Origin of the sequence: Corallococcus sp. AB038B, assembly GCF_003668955.1 — a bacterium.
In the GTDB taxonomy this organism is placed as follows: domain Bacteria; phylum Myxococcota; class Myxococcia; order Myxococcales; family Myxococcaceae; genus Corallococcus; species Corallococcus exiguus.
The window spans coordinates 1,446,557-1,463,914 of record NZ_RAWO01000001.1 but is presented as its reverse complement, the minus strand read 5'-3'; the positions used below and the strand labels follow the sequence as shown (position 1 = coordinate 1,463,914).

Genomic DNA, 17,358 nt, shown 5'->3' with positions numbered 1-17,358 from the left:
TGCGTCAGCGCTTCAGCTTCGAGAACGGATTGTTGAACGGCTCCGGCTTCTTCTGCGGCGGAGCCTGATTCGCCGGCTTCTGCGCCGGACGCTGCGGAGCCGGTGAACTGACAAGCTTCGCCTGAGCCGGCCGCCCTGACGGCTGCGGCGCCCCACCCTCCAGCACCGCCCGCACGGACAACGCCAACCGCTTGCGCGCCAGGTCCACGGTCAGGACCTTCACCGTCAGCCGGTCGCCCACCTTGGCCACCTCCGACGGATCCTTGATGAAGCGCGCCGCCAGCTGCGACACATGCACCAGGCCGTCCTGATGCACACCCACGTCCACGAACGCTCCAAATGCCGTCACGTTCGTCACCACGCCCTGCAACACCATCCCCTCCTTCACGTCCTCCAGCGTGCGCAGGTCATCCCGCGTCGCGTGCGCCGTGAAGTCTCCTCGAGGGTCGCGGCTCGGCTTCTCCAGCTCCGCCAGGATGTCCTTCAGCGTCAGTTCTCCCAGCTCCGGCCCCAGGTAGCGCTTGGCTTCAATCTGACGCACCAGCGCCGCGTTCCCCACCAGCGCCGCCACGTCCACGCCCAGGTCCTTCGCCATGCGCTCCACGACCGTGTAGCGCTCCGGGTGCACCGCGCTCGAATCCAGCGGCTCCGGTCCTCGCACCCGCAGGAAGCCCGCAGCCTGTTCGAACGTCTTCGGCCCCAGGCCGCTCACCTTCAAGAGCTCCCGCCGAGTGGTGAAGCGCCCCTTCGCCGCCCGGTGCGCCACCAGCTTCTTCGCCAGCGACGGCCCCACTCCGGACACGTGCTCCAAGAGCTGCGGTGACGCCGTGTTCACGTCCACGCCCACCGCGTTCACGCAGGAGTCCACCACCTCGCCCAGCTTCTTCTTCAGCAAGCCCTGGTCCACGTCGTGCTGGTACTGCCCCACCCCGATGCTCTTCGGGTCGATCTTCACCAGCTCCGCCAGCGGGTCCTGCAAGCGCCGCCCGATGGACACCGCCCCGCGCAGCGACACGTCCATCTCCGGGAACTCCTCTCGCGCCACCTCCGACGCGGAGTAGATGGACGCGCCCTGCTCGCTCACCGACACCACGGGGACCTGCACACCCATCGCCTTCAGCGTGTCGCGCGTGAAGACCTCCGCCTCGCGGCTGCCCGTGCCGTTGCCCACGGCAATGAGCTCCGGCTTGTGCTTGCGCACCACCGCCTCCAGCAGCTTCGCCGCGCGCGCCCGCTCGTCCGCGCTCCGCTCCGAATAGAGCGTCGTCGTCTCCGCCACCGACCCCGTCACGTCCAGCATCACCAGCTTGATGCCCGTGCGCAGCCCCGGGTCCAACGCCAGCACCGCCCGAGCCCCGGCCGGCGCCGTCAGCAGCAGGTGCCGCAGGTTCTCTCCAAACACCCCGATGGCGCCCTTGTCCGCGCGCTCCTTCAACTCCGCGCGCAGCTCCGACTCCAGCGACGGCCCCATCAGCCGGTCCCAGCTGTCCTCCACCGCCGCGCGCAGCTCGCCCGCGAACAGCGACTGCGGCCGCGTCACCACGCGCCCGGTGAAGAGCCCCTTCACCTCGTCGTCCGGCAGGCCCAGCTTCACCTTCAGCACGCCCTCCTCCTCGCCGCGCAAGAGCGCCAGCACGCGGTGGGACGGGGCCTGGGACAGCGGCTCCTCGTGGCCGTAGTAATTCTCGAACTTGGTCGTCTCGCCCTTCTTCGCGGGCACCACGTCCGAGCGCAGCGAGCCCCGCCGCGCGCAGATGTCGCGGGCCTCGCGGCGCAGCCTGGCGTCCTCCGCCACCCGCTCCGCGCAGATGTCCCGCGCGCCCGCCAGCGCCTGCGCCACGTCCGCCACGCCCTTGTCCGCGCTCACGTACGGCTTCACGCGCGCGTCCAGGTTCTCCCCGCGCTGGCCCTCCTGCTTCCACACCAGGTCCGCCAGCGGCTCCAGCCCCTTCTCCCGGGCGATGGCCGCGCGCGTGCGGCGCTTGGGCTTGTACGGTAGGTACAGGTCCTCCAGATCCGCGCGCGTGCGCGCCGCCTGGAGCGCCTTCTTCAGCTCCGGCGTCAGCTTCCCCTGCTCCTCGATGCTGCGCAGGATGGTGTCGCGCCGCCCGTCCAGCTCCGCGCGCTCCGTGGCCTTGTCCAGGATGGCCTGGATTTGAACCTCATCCAGGCCTCCCGTGGCCTCCTTGCGGTAGCGCGCGATGAAGGGGACCGTGCCTCCCTCTTCGTTCAGTGCGAGGGTCCGGTCCACCTGCTCCGGCTTGATGCCCAGCTCCTGGGCCAACGCGGCGGCATAGACGTGCATGGCGACCGTCTATACCCCGGTCCGCCCGCGCCTCCCAGAGACGCGCCGCTGCCCTACTGCCGCACCAGACGGATGACGTCCAACGCCACGTTGTAGCCCGTGCTCGCCGCGTTCTTCCCAACAGTCGTGAACGTGAACGCCTGGGGCTCCAGGTCCGTGAACGTCACCGTCCCCAGCTCCACCTCCACGAACTGCGTGGTGGCGGAGTACTCGTCCCGCGTTCCGCCCACCACCACCCCGTTCACGTCCAGCCGGTACTGCCCCCGCCCGTTGTTGCGCTTGGTCCGCACCCGCACCGCGAACGTGCCCACCGTGCGCGGATGGAGCGTGTACGTCACCTTCGCGCCCACCGCGCTCGTGTTGTGGTAGCGCACCCCGCCCAGCTCCGGCCCCGCCTCCACGCCGGTGGACGACGGGTCCGGGGTGCTCGTCGGCTTCAGGTTCTCCGCCTGGTACACCAGAACCCGAGCGTCGTGCTCCACCGCGCGTCCCAGCCGCTTCTGCGTCTGGTCCACGTAGAGCGACTGCGGCACCAACTCATTCCCGGACTGCGCCACCTCCGCGAGGTCCGCCGGGGCCGTCTTCGTCGTCACCGACACGTCCACGCCTGTCGCGCTGCCGCGCATCCCAATCACATACCCCTGCCCGTACTGCTGCGAGCGCACCACGCTCGTGCCCCCGTACGACGGCGGCTTCGCCCCGTTGGTGTTCCAGAACACGCTCTCCGTCGTGGTGACGCCGTGGCTCGTGGTGCCATAGGGCGAGCGGTCCGCCGCCTCGAAGCGCTCCTGGTACAGCGTGGTGTTGTCCACCAGGTTCGCCGCGCTCAGGTGCATGTGGAAGTCGGACACCTTCTCGCCGTTGGACACGCGGTTGTTGAACAGCACGTTGCCGGTGGTGTGCATGGAGCGGAAGTCAAAGTTGTGCCGCCCGCCGTACGACACGCTGTCCTTCACCAGGCTGTCGCTGCTCCGGATGGAATACAGGTACCCGTTTCCGCCACCGCCCTTGTACTGGGGCTTGTTGATTTCACACCCCTCCACCGTGACGTTGCGCGCGTAATTCAGGTCGATGCCGTTGGACAGCACGTGCACGTCCTGAGTGTTGGACGGCGGCCGATAGGAACCAACGCCGCGCACCCACCCGTCCACCACGTGGTTCATCAAGAGCGCCGTGGACTCGTGCACCTGGTACGCACCGGTGCCCTGCACCGTGTAGTCCTCCTCGGCCAGGCCCGGCGTGGGGTTCTCCCGCATGCCGATGGCCAGGTGCTCCACGCCCACCTCCGACAGGTGCGCGGGCACGCGGTACACCCGCGCCGCGTCCCGAATCAGCAGCCCCTGCCGCAGCGGGATGTCCAGCGTCAGCATCCGCGTGGCCGCGTCCACCGCCACCACCTGCCGGTAGAAGGACGGTCCGGGCAGCGACGTCCACGTCGTGCCCATGTTCAGCTCCGCGCTGCGCGCCGCCGTCAGGTCCGCCCGCACCACCACCCACGTGCCCACGGTGTAGCCGGACACGCTCGCCACCTGGATGCGCGTCGCCTGGTTGGGCGCGTCCTGCGTCAGCGCCGTCGCCGCCGTCGAAGCGGACGTCCAGGACACCGTCGTGTCGCGGGGGCCCACCTGCACCACGCGCTTGCTGCGCATGTCCGTGGCGGAGTTGTAGAGGAACGTGGACGTCGCGCCCTGCCCGCGCAGCACCACGTTGCTGTACCGGATGAGCAGCGCGTACGGCTTGCCCGCGGGCGGCGCCACCCGGTACGTGCCCCGAGGCAGGTACACCACCCCGCCGCCCACCACCGCCCCCGCGTCATCGAGCGCCTGCTGCAACACCGCCGTCACGTCCGACGTCCCCGTGTTGTCCGCGAAGTACGGCGCCTGCGTCACGTCTAGCACCCGGTCCGTGCGCACCGGCGGCTCCGCCTGCCGCATCTGGTAGCCCGCGTAGGAGAAGTCGTGCAGGAACCGCGACGGGTTGCCCGGCTGCGAGTACCCGGGCGTCCACGTCGACGGATACAGCACGCTCCGCCACGGCGCCGCCTCCGCCACTCCCACGGCCGCGATCAGCCCCGCACCCAGCAGTCCCTGCCATCCCTTGCGTGAGCCCACGGTGTACTCCTTCCCGGTGTCCCGGACTCCCTCAATGGAAGCCCTATCCAAGGAAAACAGCACAAAGCAGGAAATTCACAAAGCCCTTGAGACATAAAAAGGGCCGCGCGGGGAACACCCCACGCGGCCCTTCGCTTCAGCTCATGCGCGTCCGGCTCAGGCCGGCTGGATGTCGCTGTTCTTCACGCGGAAGGTCTTCGCGGTGAACTTCGCCTCCAGCTCGCTGTCCGCGCGCTTGGAGTAGTCCTTGGCCACCTCGCCGGCGGGGATGAGGTGGAAGGTGGCGAGCGTCTCATCCGCCTTCACCTCCACCAGCACGAAGCCGTGCGAGTCCGCGTCCGCGAAGCGCAGGCCCGAGTTGGACGCCATCAGCGTCTTCTCCATCTCCACGACGGCGTGCTGGTACACCGGCGCGCCCGTGGAGTAGCCCGCGCCAATCAGCGCCAGGCTGGCCAGGCTCTTGATGGAGCCGGAGGTGATGCCCGGCGCCGTCAGCACGGGCACGCCCTCCTCCACCGACGCGAACGACGCGTGGATGTCCCCGGAGATGAACAGCGTGTTCGTCACGCCCGCGGCCTTCAGCGTGTTGAGCATCACCTTCTTCTTCGTGGGGAAGCCGTCCCACTGGTCCACGCTGAAGTAGAAGCGCTGGCGCAGCGTCGGGTCCGTGATGTCCGCCTGCTGCCGGAAGTCCCAGATGAGCGCCGACAGCGACGTGGAGCTCACCACCATCTTCCAGGTGTTCGTCGCAGTGGTCATGGTCTGCTGGAACCACGCCTCCTGGTCCGGGCCGAACACATCCTCGCTCTTGCCCTGGGACAGCTGGTACTTCACCGCCGCGAACAGGTCGAACGTGTCCTTCACCACCACGTAGCGCGAGCCCTGGATGTTGAAGAGCGCCGCCTTGCCCATGTGCGCATACGCCAGGCCCCGGGGCTTGTCCGCGGGCGGAATCACCAGCGCCTTGTTCACCGCCGCCAGCACCTGGTTCACGTAGTAGAGCGCCACCGGACCGGCCACCCACTTGCCGGCCTTCTGCGCGGCCTCCGCGTCCGTCAGGCCCGCCGCCTTCGCCTGGCTCAGGTACACGGCCTGGAGCACCTGCTTCTGGTTCGCGTACGCCGCGTCGTCGATGTTCACGTACGCGAACGTGTCCGCCTGGAACGTGGCCTTCACCACGTCCGGCTGGCCCTGGAGCGCCGCGCCCAGCAGCGTCGCGTCCAGCGCCACGGTGCCCGGGTAGCCGTCCTCCGGGATGAGGTGGTCCGGCCGGTAGCTGCGGTAGTCCGTCACCAGCAGCTTCAGGTGCTTGCCGTACTCGAAGTCACGGTAGATGCGCGAGTTGGGGAAGCGCGGCTCGCTGGCCACGTCGATGGCGCCCGCGGCGGACTGCGCCGTGTCCAGCGGGATGTACTCCAGGAAGGCCTGCTCCGCGTTGAGCTTGCGGTCCAGCTGCGTCTCGTCCCGCTTGCCGTCCTCGTACGTGGCCACGTCCTGCCAGCAGTCGTCGGAGAACTCGTGGTCGTCCCAGACGATGATGAACGGGTAGCGCTCGTGCACCGCCTGCAGCTGCTTGTCCGTGCGGGTCGTCTTGTAGAGGTCGCGGTAGTTGGAGAGCGAGTTCGCCGCCAGGTACGAGGTGAGGCCCGCGCCCTGCGGCAGCGCCCCATCCGGCTCGCTGAAGCGGATGCTTCGGCCGCCATCGCCGGACTGGAAGGACGTGTCGCCCGTCGTCTCGTAGACGTAGTCGCCCAGGAACACGATGAAGTCCAGGTCCACGTCCAGCTGCAACAGCCGCTGCCAGGCGTTGTAGTAGCGGCCAATGAAGTCCTGGCAGCTGGCGAAGACGAACTTCACCTGCACGTCATCCCCCGCCGCCGGCGCGGTGCGCGTGCGCCCGGTGCGCGTGGTGTGCTTCTGGCCGTCCTTCTCGTAGGAGAAGCGGTAGTAGTACGTCGTGCGCGCGGACAACCCGGTGACCTTCACCTTCACCGCGTGGTCATGCTCCGCCAGCGCCGACAGGTCCGTCTTGTCCAGCACCAGCGTCTTGAAGTCCTCCGACGGAGAGACCTCCAGCCGCAGCGGCAGGTCCGAACCGGAGCGGTCCTTGTCCTCCACGCGCACCCACAACACCACGCTGTCCGGACGCGGATCCCCCGACGCCAACGACTGCGGGAAGTAGGGCGAGCCATCCGAAGTCTCCGTCGAATCGTCGTCGGAGCATCCAAAGGTCGTCGTCGCCGCGACAGCAACCACGGCTTGCAGGAACGTGCGGCGTTTGAAGGGGTTGAACAAGGCGATGGACTCCAGCGGGAAGCAGGGGTGAAGGGGCTCCCGGACCTCGAAGTCTAGAGGCCCTCCTCCCTCCACACGAAACATCCCGGCGACAGGCCAGTGATGACCGTGCGCGTCACAATCCCGCAATCCCTCTCACGGTGAAGAAAAAGGGGCCGGCCCCATCACTGGAGACCGGCCCCTTTTCTACTTCACCCGCCGCGCCGCTCCCCCCGGAGGTGCGCGGCGGACCATTTTCGCGAAACGCGTCGCGACTACTTCACGGCCTTCACGCGCGGGCGCTTCTCACCTTCCGGCGGCTCGCTGGGGGCGTCCGCGGCGGGCGTCGCACCCGCGGGCTTGCCGATGCCGTACTTCTCCAGCACCAGGGCCTCGACCTCCTTGTAGGTGTCCGGGTGCTCGCGCAGGTACTCCTTCGCGTTCTCCCGGCCCTGGCCGATGCGCTCTCCCTTGAAGGAGAACCAGCTGCCGCTCTTCTCGATGATGTTGTCGTTGGAGGCCAGGTCGATGAGGTCACCCTCCTTCGAGATGCCCGCGCCGTACATGATGTCGAACTCCACCTCCTTGAACGGAGGCGCCACCTTGTTCTTCACGACCTTCACGCGGGTGCGGCTGCCCACCACGTTCTCGCCGTTCTTGATGGCGCCCACGCGGCGGATGTCCATGCGCTGCGACGCGTAGAACTTCAGCGCGTTGCCGCCCGTCGTGGTCTCGGGGTTGCCGAACATCACGCCAATCTTCATGCGGATCTGGTTGATGAAGATGACGCACGTCTGGCTCTTGGAGATGGTGCCCGTGAGCTTGCGCAGCGCCTGGCTCATGAGGCGCGCCTGCACGCCCATGTGCGCGTCGCCCATCTCGCCTTCCAGTTCCGCCTTCGGCACGAGCGCGGCCACCGAGTCCACCACCAGCACGTCGATGGCGCCGGAGCGCACGAGCATCTCCGCGATTTCGAGGCCCTGCTCACCGGTGTCCGGCTGGGACAGGAGCAGGTCGTCGGTGCGCACGCCCAGCTTGCGCGCGTAGCCCACGTCCATCGCGTGCTCGGCGTCGATGTAGCCGCACACGCCGCCCTTCTTCTGCGCTTCCGCGACGATGTGGAGACACAGCGTCGTCTTGCCGGAGGACTCCGGCCCGAAGATTTCGATGATGCGCCCGCGCGGCACGCCGCCCACGCCCAGGGCGATGTCGAGCGAAGTGGACCCCGTCGAAATGGCCTGGACGTCCTTCATCATGGGCTCGTCGTTGCCGAGCCGCATGATGGAACCCTTGCCGAACTGACGCTCCACCGCCGCCAGCGCCAGTTCGATCGCCTTTTCCTTCTCCTGATTCACGGCCATTTCTCGTCGCTCCTTGGAAGAGTGGACCACCCCGGTCCACCTGAACGCGCTTTTAGTACGCGATGGGTAGACCCTAGTCCACCCCTCTGACATCCGTTTTGGGTCCTGGCGGTCAGCTCTTGCGCAGGGCAGCCAGGAAGGCAGCCACCAGCCCGCCCAATCCGGCCGCCCAACCCGCCGGAACCTCTGGCACCAGCACCATCCCCAACCCAATCCCGGACACCACCGTCAGCAGCGCCAGGGCTCCGCGATACAGGGGAGAGCCCACGGAGGCAACCGTCAGCACGGTCAGGGTCAGCAGGGTCAAAAGCCCCTGCAGGATGAGCAGCCCGCCAGGCACGACGACGCCCGTCAGCCCCAGCACCACCTGGAGCGCCAGCGCCCCCAGCCCCACCGCCAGGGCCGGGAAGGGCCCCCCTCTGGGAGGCGTCAGCCGCGTGCCCGGGACGGGGGCGTTCGTGAGGTGCTCCAGGTCCTCCGGGCGCACCTCCAGCGCGTAGGGGAAGCCCAGGGCCAGCAGGGACTCCACCGCGGTGGCGCGGCAGGAGCGCCCATCCGAGTCCACCAGCCCGTCCAGGTTGCCCCCCTCCAGCAGCCGGTGGAAGGCGTCCGCCTCCGTCCGGCCCCCGCCCTGCGCCCCCAGCTCCTCCAAGAGCTGGTTGAGGTTCCAGGACAGGCGCTTCTGTTCGTCCCCTTGAGCGCGCCGGGCCTGCTGCGCCAGCAGGTACATGGGCAGCGGCGAGTCCGTGGGCGGGGTGGGCGTGCCGCCCTGCGCCGGAGGTTCCCAGGCCGCCAGGTCCGACGGGGGCTCCGCCTCCTCTCCCAGGTGGGGAGATGGTGTGCGCGAACGTGGGCGGAAAGCATCGCACACGGTGGCGAAACTGTAACCGGGGCGCGGCTTGGGGTTCAAAGTGGGCAAGCCCGCAACTTCCAGCGGGCAACGGGGTTTCTGGCCTCACGGATGGATTGGGACCCGGACACGCAGGCGATGCTGAAGGTGGCGGCGGGCGACAAGCAGGCCTTCGCCTGGCTCTTCGACCGGCACCACGCGAGCGTGGCGCGCTTCGCGTTCCGCTTCGTGGGGGACGCGGCGCGGGCGGAGGAGCTCACGCAGGACATCTTCGTGAAGCTCTACCGCCACGCGCGCTCCTACAAGCCCACGGCGAAGTTCAAGACGTTCCTCTTCCGGGTGGCGACCAACCACTGCCTCAACGAGATGCGGCGCGGCGAGTACCGCGTGGCGCGCCTCACGGCGGAGGCCCCGGCGGAGGAAGACGTGGGGGCGATGCGGATGCCAGGGCCCGACGGAGACAGGCCAGACCAGGCGCTGAGCGGCCGGGAGCTGGAGGCTGCGGTGGGCCTGGCGCTGAAGGATTTGAGCGACCGCGAGCGGGCCGCGTTCACCATGTGCCGCTTCGAGGGCATGGCGTACCGGGACATCGCCGAGGCGCTGGAGGCGAGCGAGGCCGCCGTGAAGAGCCTCATCCACCGGGCCACCCTGGCGGTGGCGCGCAGGATTGAAGCGTTGCAGGCGGGCACCGTGCCCGCGAGGAGTCGGGCATGAGCTGTGCGTTCGAAGAAGACCTGACGGCCTGGGTGGACGGGGAGTTGCCGCCCCCGCACCGCGCGCGCATGGAGGCCCATCTGGGCACCTGCGCGGAGTGCCAGGGCACGGAGCGGCTCCTGCGCCTCACGGTGGCGCGGATGGCGGAGCTGCCCGCCTTCACCCCCTCCCCGTCTGCCCGGCGCGAGCTGCTGGCGCGGGTGGACGCACTGCCGCCCACCTGGCGCGAGCGGTTCGCGCACCTCTTGAGGCCCGGCGTGCTCGTGCCCTCCGCGGGACTGGCCGCCGCGGTGGTGCTGACGCTGGTGGTGGCCGGACGCACGCGCGTGGAGTCGCCCTCGCTGGAGGAGTGGGACCCGGGCGCGCTGGAGGTGGCGGCGAACCTGGAGCTGGTCGAGGACTACGAAGTGCTGGGGCTCAACAGCTCCGAAGACCTGGAGGTCGTCGAGAACCTCCATGAACTGGGGGTGCCGTGATGCTGGGAAGGATGACCGCCGGCGTGCTGGCGGTGGCGCTGATCATCGGCGTGCCCGCCCTCGCGGCCAACGCCCCCGCGCCCACCGCCGCGGAGCGCTTCGAGAAGCTCCCGCCGGAGCAGAAGGAAGCCCTGCGCGCGAAGCTGCGCGAGTTCAAGGCCATGTCCCCCGACGAGCAGGCCCGCGTGCGCGCGAACCTCCAGCGCTGGCGGCAGCTGCCCCCGGAGGAGCGCGAGCGGCTGAAGACCAACCTGCGCGACTTCCAGCGCCTGTCGCCCCAGGAGCGGCAGGCGGTGCGTGAGCAGGTGCGCGAGCTGCGCGGCCTCACCGCGGAGCGCCGCGGGGAGCTGCGCGAACGGGTGCGCGCCTATCTCAAGGAACACCCGGAGCGCCGCGAGCAGATGTTGGAGAACATGCGCCGCTGGCGGCAGATGTCCCAGGAGCAGCGACAGGAGGCACGCGAGCGGCTGCGCGAAAGGCGGCGCAACAAGTGAGGCCCGCGCCCTGTTGGTTGCTGCTGTTCGCGCTCGCGGCCGCCGTGCCCGCTTCCGCGCAGCAGTCCCCGCCCCCCAAGGAAGCCCCCGCGCCCGCGAAGGCCGTGCACCTGGAGGCCCCGCCCCTGCCCACCGAGCCCCGCCGGCCCCAGCCCCAGCTCACCGACGAGGATCGCGAGGTGGTGGAGAACCTGGAGCTGTTGGAGTCGCTGGACGCCGCCGCGGACCTGGAGGTCCTCCTGGAGCTGGCGGACGAGAAGTAGCGGGAACGAAGAAGCCCGGGCCCCCTGTGAAGGGAGTCCGGGCTCTTTCGCATTCAGGCGTGGAAGCCGTGAATCGCTACTCGACGGTCACGCTCTTGGCCAGGTTGCGGGGCTGATCCACGTCGTTCCCGCGCATCTCCGCCACGTGGTACGCGAGCAGCTGCAGCGGGATGGTGGCCACCACCGGCGCGAGCAGCGCGCAGGCGGGGGGGATGCGGATGACGTGGTCAGCCAGGGTGTCCGCCTGCGTGTCGTCCTCGTCGAGGATGGCGATGACCTTGCCTCCGCGCGCGCGAACCTCCTCGATGTTGCCGATGATCTTCTCGTACGCGACGTGCGGCTGCTTCGGCGCGATGACCACGACGGGCATCTTCTCGTCGATGAGCGCGATGGGGCCGTGCTTCATCTCACCGCCCGCGTAGCCCTCCGCGTGGATGTACGAAATCTCCTTCAGCTTGAGCGCGCCCTCCAGCGCCACCGGGTGCATGGGGCCGCGTCCCAGGAAGAGGAAGTCCTGCGCGTTCATGAACTCGCGCGCGACGCGCTTCACCTGCGGCTCGCACTTGAGGACCTCTTCAATCATCTTCGGCACCTGGGTCAGGTGCGTCAGGTGCTCCTGCGCGCCCTCCACCGACAGCGTGCCGCGCATGCGGCCCAGCTTCACCGCCAGCAGGTACAGGGTGACGAGCTGCGTGGTGAACGCCTTGGTGGACGCGACGCCAATCTCCGGGCCCGCGTTGGTGAGGATGTGCAGGTCCGACTCACGCGTCATCGCGCTGCCAATGACGTTGCAGATGGCCATGGTGTGCGCGCCCAGCCGCTTGGCCTCCTTGAAGGCCCCCAGCGTGTCCGCCGTCTCACCGGACTGGCTGATGGCGATGACCAGGTGGCTCTTCTCCACGATGGGGTCGCGGTAGCGGAACTCGCTGGCCAGCTCCACCTCCACCGGCAGCCGCGCCAGCGACTCAATCATGTGCTTGCCGGCCACGCCCGAGTGCCAGGACGTGCCGCAGGCCAGGATGGTGACCTTGGTGAAGGACTTCACCTGCTCCTGGGACAGGTTCCACGTGTCGAAGTGGACGTCGCCTTCCGTGAGGAGCATCCGGCCGCGCAGCGTGTCCGCGATGGCGCGGGGCTGCTCCCAGATCTCCTTGTGCATGAAGTGCTTGTAGCCGCCCTTCTCCGCCATCATCGGCGTCCAGTCGATGCGGCGCGTGGGACGATTCACCAGCTTCCCGTCGCGGTTGAAGATGTCGACCTTGGCGGCGGTGACGACGGCCAGGTCACCCTCCTCCATGTAGACGAAGTCACGCGTGTGCTCGAGCAGCGCGGGCACGTCGCTGGCCACGAAGTTCTGGCCCTCGCCCAGGCCCAGCACCATGGGCGACGCATCCTTCGTGCACACGATGCGGCCCGGGTCGTTGGAGCACACCACCACGAGGCCGTAGGTGCCCTTCACCTGCTTGATGGCCGCGCGGACGGCGTCCGGCAGGTCCACGCCGCGCTCCACCTCCGCGGAGATGAGGTGCGCGAACACTTCCGAGTCCGTCTCCGACGCGAAGACGTGGCCGCGCGCGCGCAGCTCCGCCTTGAGCGCCAGGTGGTTCTCGATGATGCCGTTGTGCACCACCGCCACGTTCTTGTACGTGTGCGGGTGGGCGTTCTCGTCGGAGGGACGGCCGTGCGTGGCCCAGCGCGTGTGGCCGATGCCGGTGGTGCCCTTGGGCAGGTCCTGCACCACGCGGTTCTCCAGGTTGCGCAGCTTGCCCGTGGCGCGCACCACATTGAGTTGGTTGCCGCCCACCACCGCGACGCCCGCGGAGTCGTAGCCCCGGTACTCGAGCTTCTTCAGACCCGACACCAGGATGGGAGCAGATTCCTTGTCACCGACGTAGCCAACAATCCCGCACATGTTCGTCCTGCCTCTTTCTCGTCCCGCGGCGCCGGAGCAAACCACGGGCAACCCGTTCACGCCCAACACGCCCAACCCCGCCCCGCCGACCGACCAGCAGGCGAGCACTCTTCCTAACCAGCCTTCACCTTCACCTGCCGGGCCTTCTTGGCAGCCACCCAACCCTCCTTCACGACCTGTGGCGCGCGGGACACAGCGAGGCTCCCAGGAGGCACATTTTTCGTCACCGTGGTGCCCGCGCCGACATACCCGCCGTCCCCCACCTTCACCGGCGCCACCAGTTGACTGTCCGAGCCGATGAAGACGCCATCGCCCAGCTCGGTCAGGTGCTTGTTCACCCCGTCATAGTTACAGGTGATGGTGCCCGCGCCGATGTTGCAGCCCGCGCCAATGTTCGCGTCGCCCAGGTAAGTCAGGTGGTTGGCCTTGCTGCCCTTGCCGATGCGGGTCTTCTTCGTCTCCACGAAGTTCCCCAGATGCACTTCCTCTGCCAACTCCGTGGCGGGGCGCAGCCGGGAGAACGGGCCGATGATGCAACGCTCGCCCACACGCGCCTCCTCCAGCACGGAGTAGGGCTTGATGTGGGTGCCATCCGCCACGTGGGAGGCCGTGAGCACGCTGCCCTGGCCGATGGTGACGTTCTTCCCGATGACGGTGCCGGCCATCAGCGAAACGCTGGGGCCAATCTCCGTATCGGTGCCAATGGTGATGCCCTCTTCGATGTACGCGGTGGCGGGGTCCTGGATGGACACGCCCGCGCGCATGTGGGCTTCGTTGATGCGCTGCTGGAGGACGCGGGCGCGCGCCGCCAGCTCCACCTTGTCGTTCACGCCCGCGGTCTCCGTGGCGTCCGCGTCCACCGCGCCCACGGGGCCCAGCTTCGCGGCCATCTCCACCAGGTCGGTGAGGTAGTACTCGCCCTGCGCGTTGACGGGCTTGATTTCGGCAAGCGCCTTCCAGAGGAAGGCCGCGTCCACGGAGTAGATGCCCGCGTTGCACTCCTTCACCGCGCGCTGCTCCGGGGTGCAGTCCTTGTGCTCCACGATGCGCGCCACCTTGCCGGCCTCGCGGATGACGCGGCCGTAGCCGGTGGGGTCCTCCAGCGTGGTGGACACCAGCGCCAGCACTCCGCCCGCGGCGTCATGCGCGGCGAGCAGCGACTGGAGCGTCTCCTTACGGAGCAGCGGCACGTCTCCGTAGAGGATGAGCACGCGGCCGTCATGGCCCTTCAGCGCGTCCTCGGCCGCCTTCACCGCGTCCGCGGTGCCCCTCTGCTCCTTCTGGAGCGCGAAGCGCAGGGGCGCGTCCGGGAAGTGGGAGCGGATGGACTTCTCCACCTCCGCGGACTGGTGGCCCACCACCGGCACCACGTGCGTGGCACCCAGCTCCAGGGCCCGCTTCAAGGGATAGGCGCAGAGGGGCCGGCCGAGGATGGGGTGAAGGACCTTGGCCTTCTCCGACTTCATCCGCGTGCCCTTGCCCGCGCACAGCACAACCGCCGCCAGAGCTGTCATATGCGGCGGAGAATTAGGGACCGCCGATCAACTCGTCAACCGCGCCCGGACTTCAAAGCGGATCGCGGGACGTCCGGGGAGGGGCGGGCGCTGACTGCTACACACAACGTGTTGCATTGGACCGTGATGCCGAAGCGCGGTTTCAGGAACGTCGTCAGCCGGGCCGAAGTGGAGGCCGGAGTCGGAATCGACGCCGGGCTTTCCACGGGGTTCGGAAGACTCATGAGCACCGCCCGTTGCTGCGCATGGCCGGAGACTGCCCCGCTTCCGCTCACAATCCAAGGAAAAAAATGTTGTCTGGCTGAAACCCTGGCCCTGGCGCGGCGCGTGGTGCATTAGGGAACGGCTGGAAATCACAAGGAAAGGCCTCCAGGTGGGGAAAACACACATGGGCGCCGCGGGACGGAAGTCGTTCCGTGCGCTGGGACTCGCAGTGTTGCTGGTGGCGGCGCAGGCGGGTGCGGCACGTCCCTACCGGGGAGGTGCGGTGGCCACGGCGTATCCGCCCGCGAGCGAAGCCGCGCTCCAGATGCTGGACAAGGGCGGCAACGCGGTGGACGCGGCGGTGGCGGCGGCGTTCGTGGCGGCGGTGGTGGGCCCCTACCACTCCGGCGTGGGCGGCGGCGGGTTCGCGCTGGTGCACGACGCGAAGTCGGGCGGCACACAGGTGCTGGATTTCCGGGAGGTGGCTCCCAAGGGCGCCTCGCGTGACATGTACCTGAAGGACGGCGCGCTGGTGCCGGGGCTGTCCACGGACGGCGCCCTGAGCGTGGCGGTGCCGGGCGCGGTGGCGGGCTACCTGGAGCTGTTGTCCAAGCACGGCAAGCTCAAGCCCGCGGTGGTGCTGGCCCCGGCCATCCGGCTGGCGAAGCAGGGCTTCTGGGTGACGCCCAAGTACCAGCAGATGGCCACCGGCCGCGCGGAGTGTCTGCGCCAGGACCCGGAGGCCGCGCGCATCTTCCTGACGCCCAACGCGCAGGGCACGCCGGACGTGCCCCCGGTGGGGCACCTCATCAAACAGCCGGACCTGGCGCGCACGCTGGAGCGGGTGGCCAAGGGCGGCGCGAAGGCCTTCTACGCGGGCCCGGTGGCGCAGGCGCTGGTGAAGACGGTGCAGGACGCGGGCGGGCTGCTCACGCAGGAGGACCTGACGAACTACCGCACGCGCCCGGCCACGCCGCTGGAGACCACCTACCGCGGGCACCGCATCCTCACCATGCCGCCGCCCAGCGCGGGTGGGCTGGCGGTGGTGCAGGTGCTGGGCATGCTCCAGCAGCTGCGGCCGCAGGGCGTGCCGTACCGCGACCCGGAGTCGCTGCACCTCTACGTGGAGGCCGTGCGGCGCGCGTACGTGGACCGCGCGAAGTACCTGGGCGACCCGGCCTTCGTGCAGGTGCCGCTGGAGCGGCTGACGTCACCCGGCCACATCGCGGACCTGGCGGGCGGCATCGACTCGAAGAAGGCCACGCCCAGCGCGTCGCTGCTGGCGCCCGTGACGGGCGGGCCTGCCTCCACGCTGCGCAAGGACGCGGGGCCGCTCACGCCGGAGCCGGAGAAGAAGAACACCACGCACATCTCCGTCATCGACAAGGACGGCAACGCGGTGGCGATGACGACCACGGTCAACTACAGCTTCGGCTCGTGCCTGGTGGCCAAGGGCACCGGCGTGCTCCTCAATGACGAGATGGACGACTTCGCCGCGCAGCCGGGCGTGCCCAACGCGTACGGGCTCGTCACCGGTGAGCCCAACGCCATCCAGGCCGGCAAGGTGCCCCTGTCCTCCATGTCGCCCACGCTGGTGTTCTCCAAGGAGGATCCGAAGCGGGTGATGCTGGCGGTGGGCAGCCCTGGCGGCTCCACCATCCCCACCACCGTCATCCAGGCCATCAGCAACGTGGTGGATCAGGGCATGGACGTGGCGCGCGCGGTGGGCACGGGCCGGCTGCACCACCAGTACCTCCCGGACGAGCTCTGGGTGGACAAGTGGGGCCTGGAGCCGGCGACGCTGTCCGCGCTGGAGGCGAAGGGCCACAAGATTCGCCGGGTGGACGCCTGGGGCGACGCGGAGGCCGTCTACAGCGACCCGCGCACCAACCTGCGCTATTCCTCCAGTGACCCGCGCAACGAGGGCGCCGCGACGGGCCAGGACTGAAACGAAGGAGAACGACTGCCCGTGGCCGAGCCGCTTCCGCTCTTCGATGCGCACCTCCACCCGGAGGCCCTGACGGACCAGGACCTGGAGTCCATGCGCTTCTTCGGCGTGGAACAGGCCCTGGTGGTGGCGCACCACTTCCCGGAGCCCACGGCCAAGGGGCTGCGTCAGCACTTCGACCAGCTGGTGGAGAAGCAGCTGCCGCGCCTGGAGCGGCTGGGCATCCGCGCCTGGGCCGCCCTGGGCGTGCACCCGCGCTGCATCCCGCGCCGGGGGCTGTCCGAAGTCCTGAGCCACCTGCCGGACTACTTCGAGGGCGGCCGGGTGGTGGCCCTGGGCGAGACGGGGCTGCACGCGGGCGGCGAGGAGGAGGAAGAGGCCTTCCTGGAGCAGCTGGCCCTGGCCCGTCAGCTCAAGCTGCGCGTGGTGGTGCACACGCCGCTCAAGGACAAGGAGCGCCACACGCGGCGCATCCTCACGCTCCTGCGCCAGTCGGGCCTGTTGCCTTCGCGCGCGCTGGTGGACCACGCCAACGCGCGCACCGTGCGGACCATCCTGGAGGTGGGCCACTGGGCCGGCCTCACCCTTCACCCGGAGGCCCTCCAGGCGGACCGGGCGGTGGCCCTGGTGCGGCGGCTGGGCAGCGAGCGCCTGGTGCTGGACTCGGACGCGGGCGACGGCGCGGGGGACATCCTGGGGCTCGCGCGCACGGCGAACCTGCTGGGCAAGGCGAAGCTGTCCGAGCGGCTCGTTCGACGGGTCACCCGGGACAACGCCGCCCGCTTCTTCCAGATCCACGACTGAGCGCGGCATTCGCGCACCGTGTGGGTCGCATGCGGTGCGTTGAAAAGTAGACGGCGGCCCGGACCTGTCAGCGCTGTAAATGAGACGGGCCCCGCGCAGTGAAGCGCGGAGCCCGTGGGTTTACAGCC

The 17,358-nt window shown here is 69.2% G+C and carries 13 protein-coding genes; 6 read left to right on the top strand and 7 right to left on the bottom strand.

Translation table 11 applies throughout. The features are described from left to right. Positions 1-4: 4 nt before the first annotated feature. The 5 genes from D7Y04_RS06100 to D7Y04_RS06080 all read right to left on the bottom strand — a co-directional run bounded on the left by D7Y04_RS06100 (position 5) and on the right by D7Y04_RS06080 (position 8,970). Entirely contained in the window at positions 5-2,305 is a 2,301-nt protein-coding gene (locus D7Y04_RS06100; protein ID WP_121758603.1) for a Tex family protein, read from the bottom strand. A gap of 53 nt (positions 2,306-2,358) precedes the next feature. Continuing rightward, on the bottom strand, positions 2,359-4,416 hold the full coding sequence (locus D7Y04_RS06095; RefSeq protein ID WP_121758602.1) for a right-handed parallel beta-helix repeat-containing protein: 2,058 nt from the start codon (positions 4,414-4,416) through the stop codon (positions 2,359-2,361). A gap of 156 nt (positions 4,417-4,572) precedes the next feature. Then, positions 4,573-6,711 (bottom strand): alkaline phosphatase, encoded by a 2,139-nt coding sequence (locus tag D7Y04_RS06090; RefSeq protein WP_370457084.1) that lies wholly within the window; start codon positions 6,709-6,711, stop codon positions 4,573-4,575. Between the two features lie 254 nt (positions 6,712-6,965). Continuing rightward, the gene (recA, locus tag D7Y04_RS06085) at positions 6,966-8,051 is read right to left on the bottom strand and encodes a recombinase RecA (protein WP_120600023.1); all 1,086 of its coding nucleotides are present in this window, start codon (positions 8,049-8,051) and stop codon (positions 6,966-6,968) included. Positions 8,052-8,163: 112 nt separating this feature from the next. Further along, complete coding sequence (locus tag D7Y04_RS06080; RefSeq protein WP_147477047.1) at positions 8,164-8,970, bottom strand: hypothetical protein; 807 nt, start codon at positions 8,968-8,970, stop codon at positions 8,164-8,166. A 42-nt stretch (positions 8,971-9,012) separates the two neighbouring features. Between D7Y04_RS06080 and D7Y04_RS06075 the strand changes: the two genes are divergently transcribed. The 4 genes from D7Y04_RS06075 to D7Y04_RS06060 are packed head-to-tail and all read left to right on the top strand — an operon-like array spanning position 9,013 to position 10,848. Beyond that, positions 9,013-9,615, top strand: a complete 603-nt coding sequence (locus D7Y04_RS06075; RefSeq protein WP_120576842.1) for an RNA polymerase sigma factor — start codon at positions 9,013-9,015, stop codon at positions 9,613-9,615. Next, positions 9,612-10,091, top strand: a complete 480-nt coding sequence (locus D7Y04_RS06070; RefSeq protein WP_120600344.1) for an anti-sigma factor — start codon at positions 9,612-9,614, stop codon at positions 10,089-10,091. The genes D7Y04_RS06075 and D7Y04_RS06070 overlap by 4 nt, the downstream gene beginning before the upstream one ends. Further along, a complete protein-coding gene (locus D7Y04_RS06065) occupies positions 10,091-10,585 on the top strand; it encodes a DUF3106 domain-containing protein (RefSeq protein WP_120600343.1) in 495 nt (164 codons plus the stop codon). Before D7Y04_RS06070 ends, D7Y04_RS06065 begins: the two co-directional genes overlap by 1 nt. Beyond that, entirely contained in the window at positions 10,582-10,848 is a 267-nt protein-coding gene (locus D7Y04_RS06060) for a hypothetical protein (RefSeq protein WP_147477046.1), read from the top strand. The genes D7Y04_RS06065 and D7Y04_RS06060 overlap by 4 nt, the downstream gene beginning before the upstream one ends. A 76-nt stretch (positions 10,849-10,924) precedes the next feature. Here D7Y04_RS06060 and glmS read toward each other — a convergent pair whose 3' ends face one another. Then, positions 10,925-12,760: a glutamine--fructose-6-phosphate transaminase (isomerizing) gene (gene glmS, locus D7Y04_RS06055; RefSeq protein WP_120599844.1), complete on the bottom strand. Its 1,836-nt coding sequence runs from the start codon at positions 12,758-12,760 to the stop codon at positions 10,925-10,927. Between the two features lie 113 nt (positions 12,761-12,873). After that, entirely contained in the window at positions 12,874-14,274 is a 1,401-nt protein-coding gene (gene glmU, locus D7Y04_RS06050; RefSeq protein ID WP_121758598.1) for a bifunctional UDP-N-acetylglucosamine diphosphorylase/glucosamine-1-phosphate N-acetyltransferase GlmU, read from the bottom strand. A 388-nt stretch (positions 14,275-14,662) separates the two neighbouring features. Here glmU and ggt point away from each other — a divergent pair, with 388 nt between their 5' ends. Together ggt and D7Y04_RS06035 are read left to right on the top strand one after the other, a co-directional pair. Next, entirely contained in the window at positions 14,663-16,426 is a 1,764-nt protein-coding gene (gene ggt / locus D7Y04_RS06040) for a gamma-glutamyltransferase (RefSeq protein WP_121758597.1), read from the top strand. A gap of 21 nt (positions 16,427-16,447) precedes the next feature. After that, the gene (locus tag D7Y04_RS06035; protein ID WP_120599847.1) at positions 16,448-17,230 is read left to right on the top strand and encodes a TatD family hydrolase; all 783 of its coding nucleotides are present in this window, start codon (positions 16,448-16,450) and stop codon (positions 17,228-17,230) included. The last annotated feature ends 128 nt before the right edge of the window (positions 17,231-17,358 follow it).

Bases quoted from the DNA above. Each gene is read 5' to 3' on its own strand.
- D7Y04_RS06100 (WP_121758603.1), bottom strand. From the start codon at position 2,305: ATGCACGTCTATGCCGCCGCGTTGGCCCAGGAGCTGGGCATCAAGCCG.
- recA (WP_120600023.1), bottom strand. From the start codon at position 8,051: ATGGCCGTGAATCAGGAGAAGGAAAAGGCGATCGAACTGGCGCTGGCG.
- D7Y04_RS06075 (WP_120576842.1), top strand. From the start codon at position 9,013: ATGGATTGGGACCCGGACACGCAGGCGATGCTGAAGGTGGCGGCGGGC.
- D7Y04_RS06070 (WP_120600344.1), top strand. From the start codon at position 9,612: ATGAGCTGTGCGTTCGAAGAAGACCTGACGGCCTGGGTGGACGGGGAG.
- D7Y04_RS06065 (WP_120600343.1), top strand. From the start codon at position 10,091: ATGCTGGGAAGGATGACCGCCGGCGTGCTGGCGGTGGCGCTGATCATC.
- glmS (WP_120599844.1), bottom strand. From the start codon at position 12,760: ATGTGCGGGATTGTTGGCTACGTCGGTGACAAGGAATCTGCTCCCATC.
- glmU (WP_121758598.1), bottom strand. From the start codon at position 14,274: ATGACAGCTCTGGCGGCGGTTGTGCTGTGCGCGGGCAAGGGCACGCGG.
- ggt (WP_121758597.1), top strand. From the start codon at position 14,663: ATGGGCGCCGCGGGACGGAAGTCGTTCCGTGCGCTGGGACTCGCAGTG.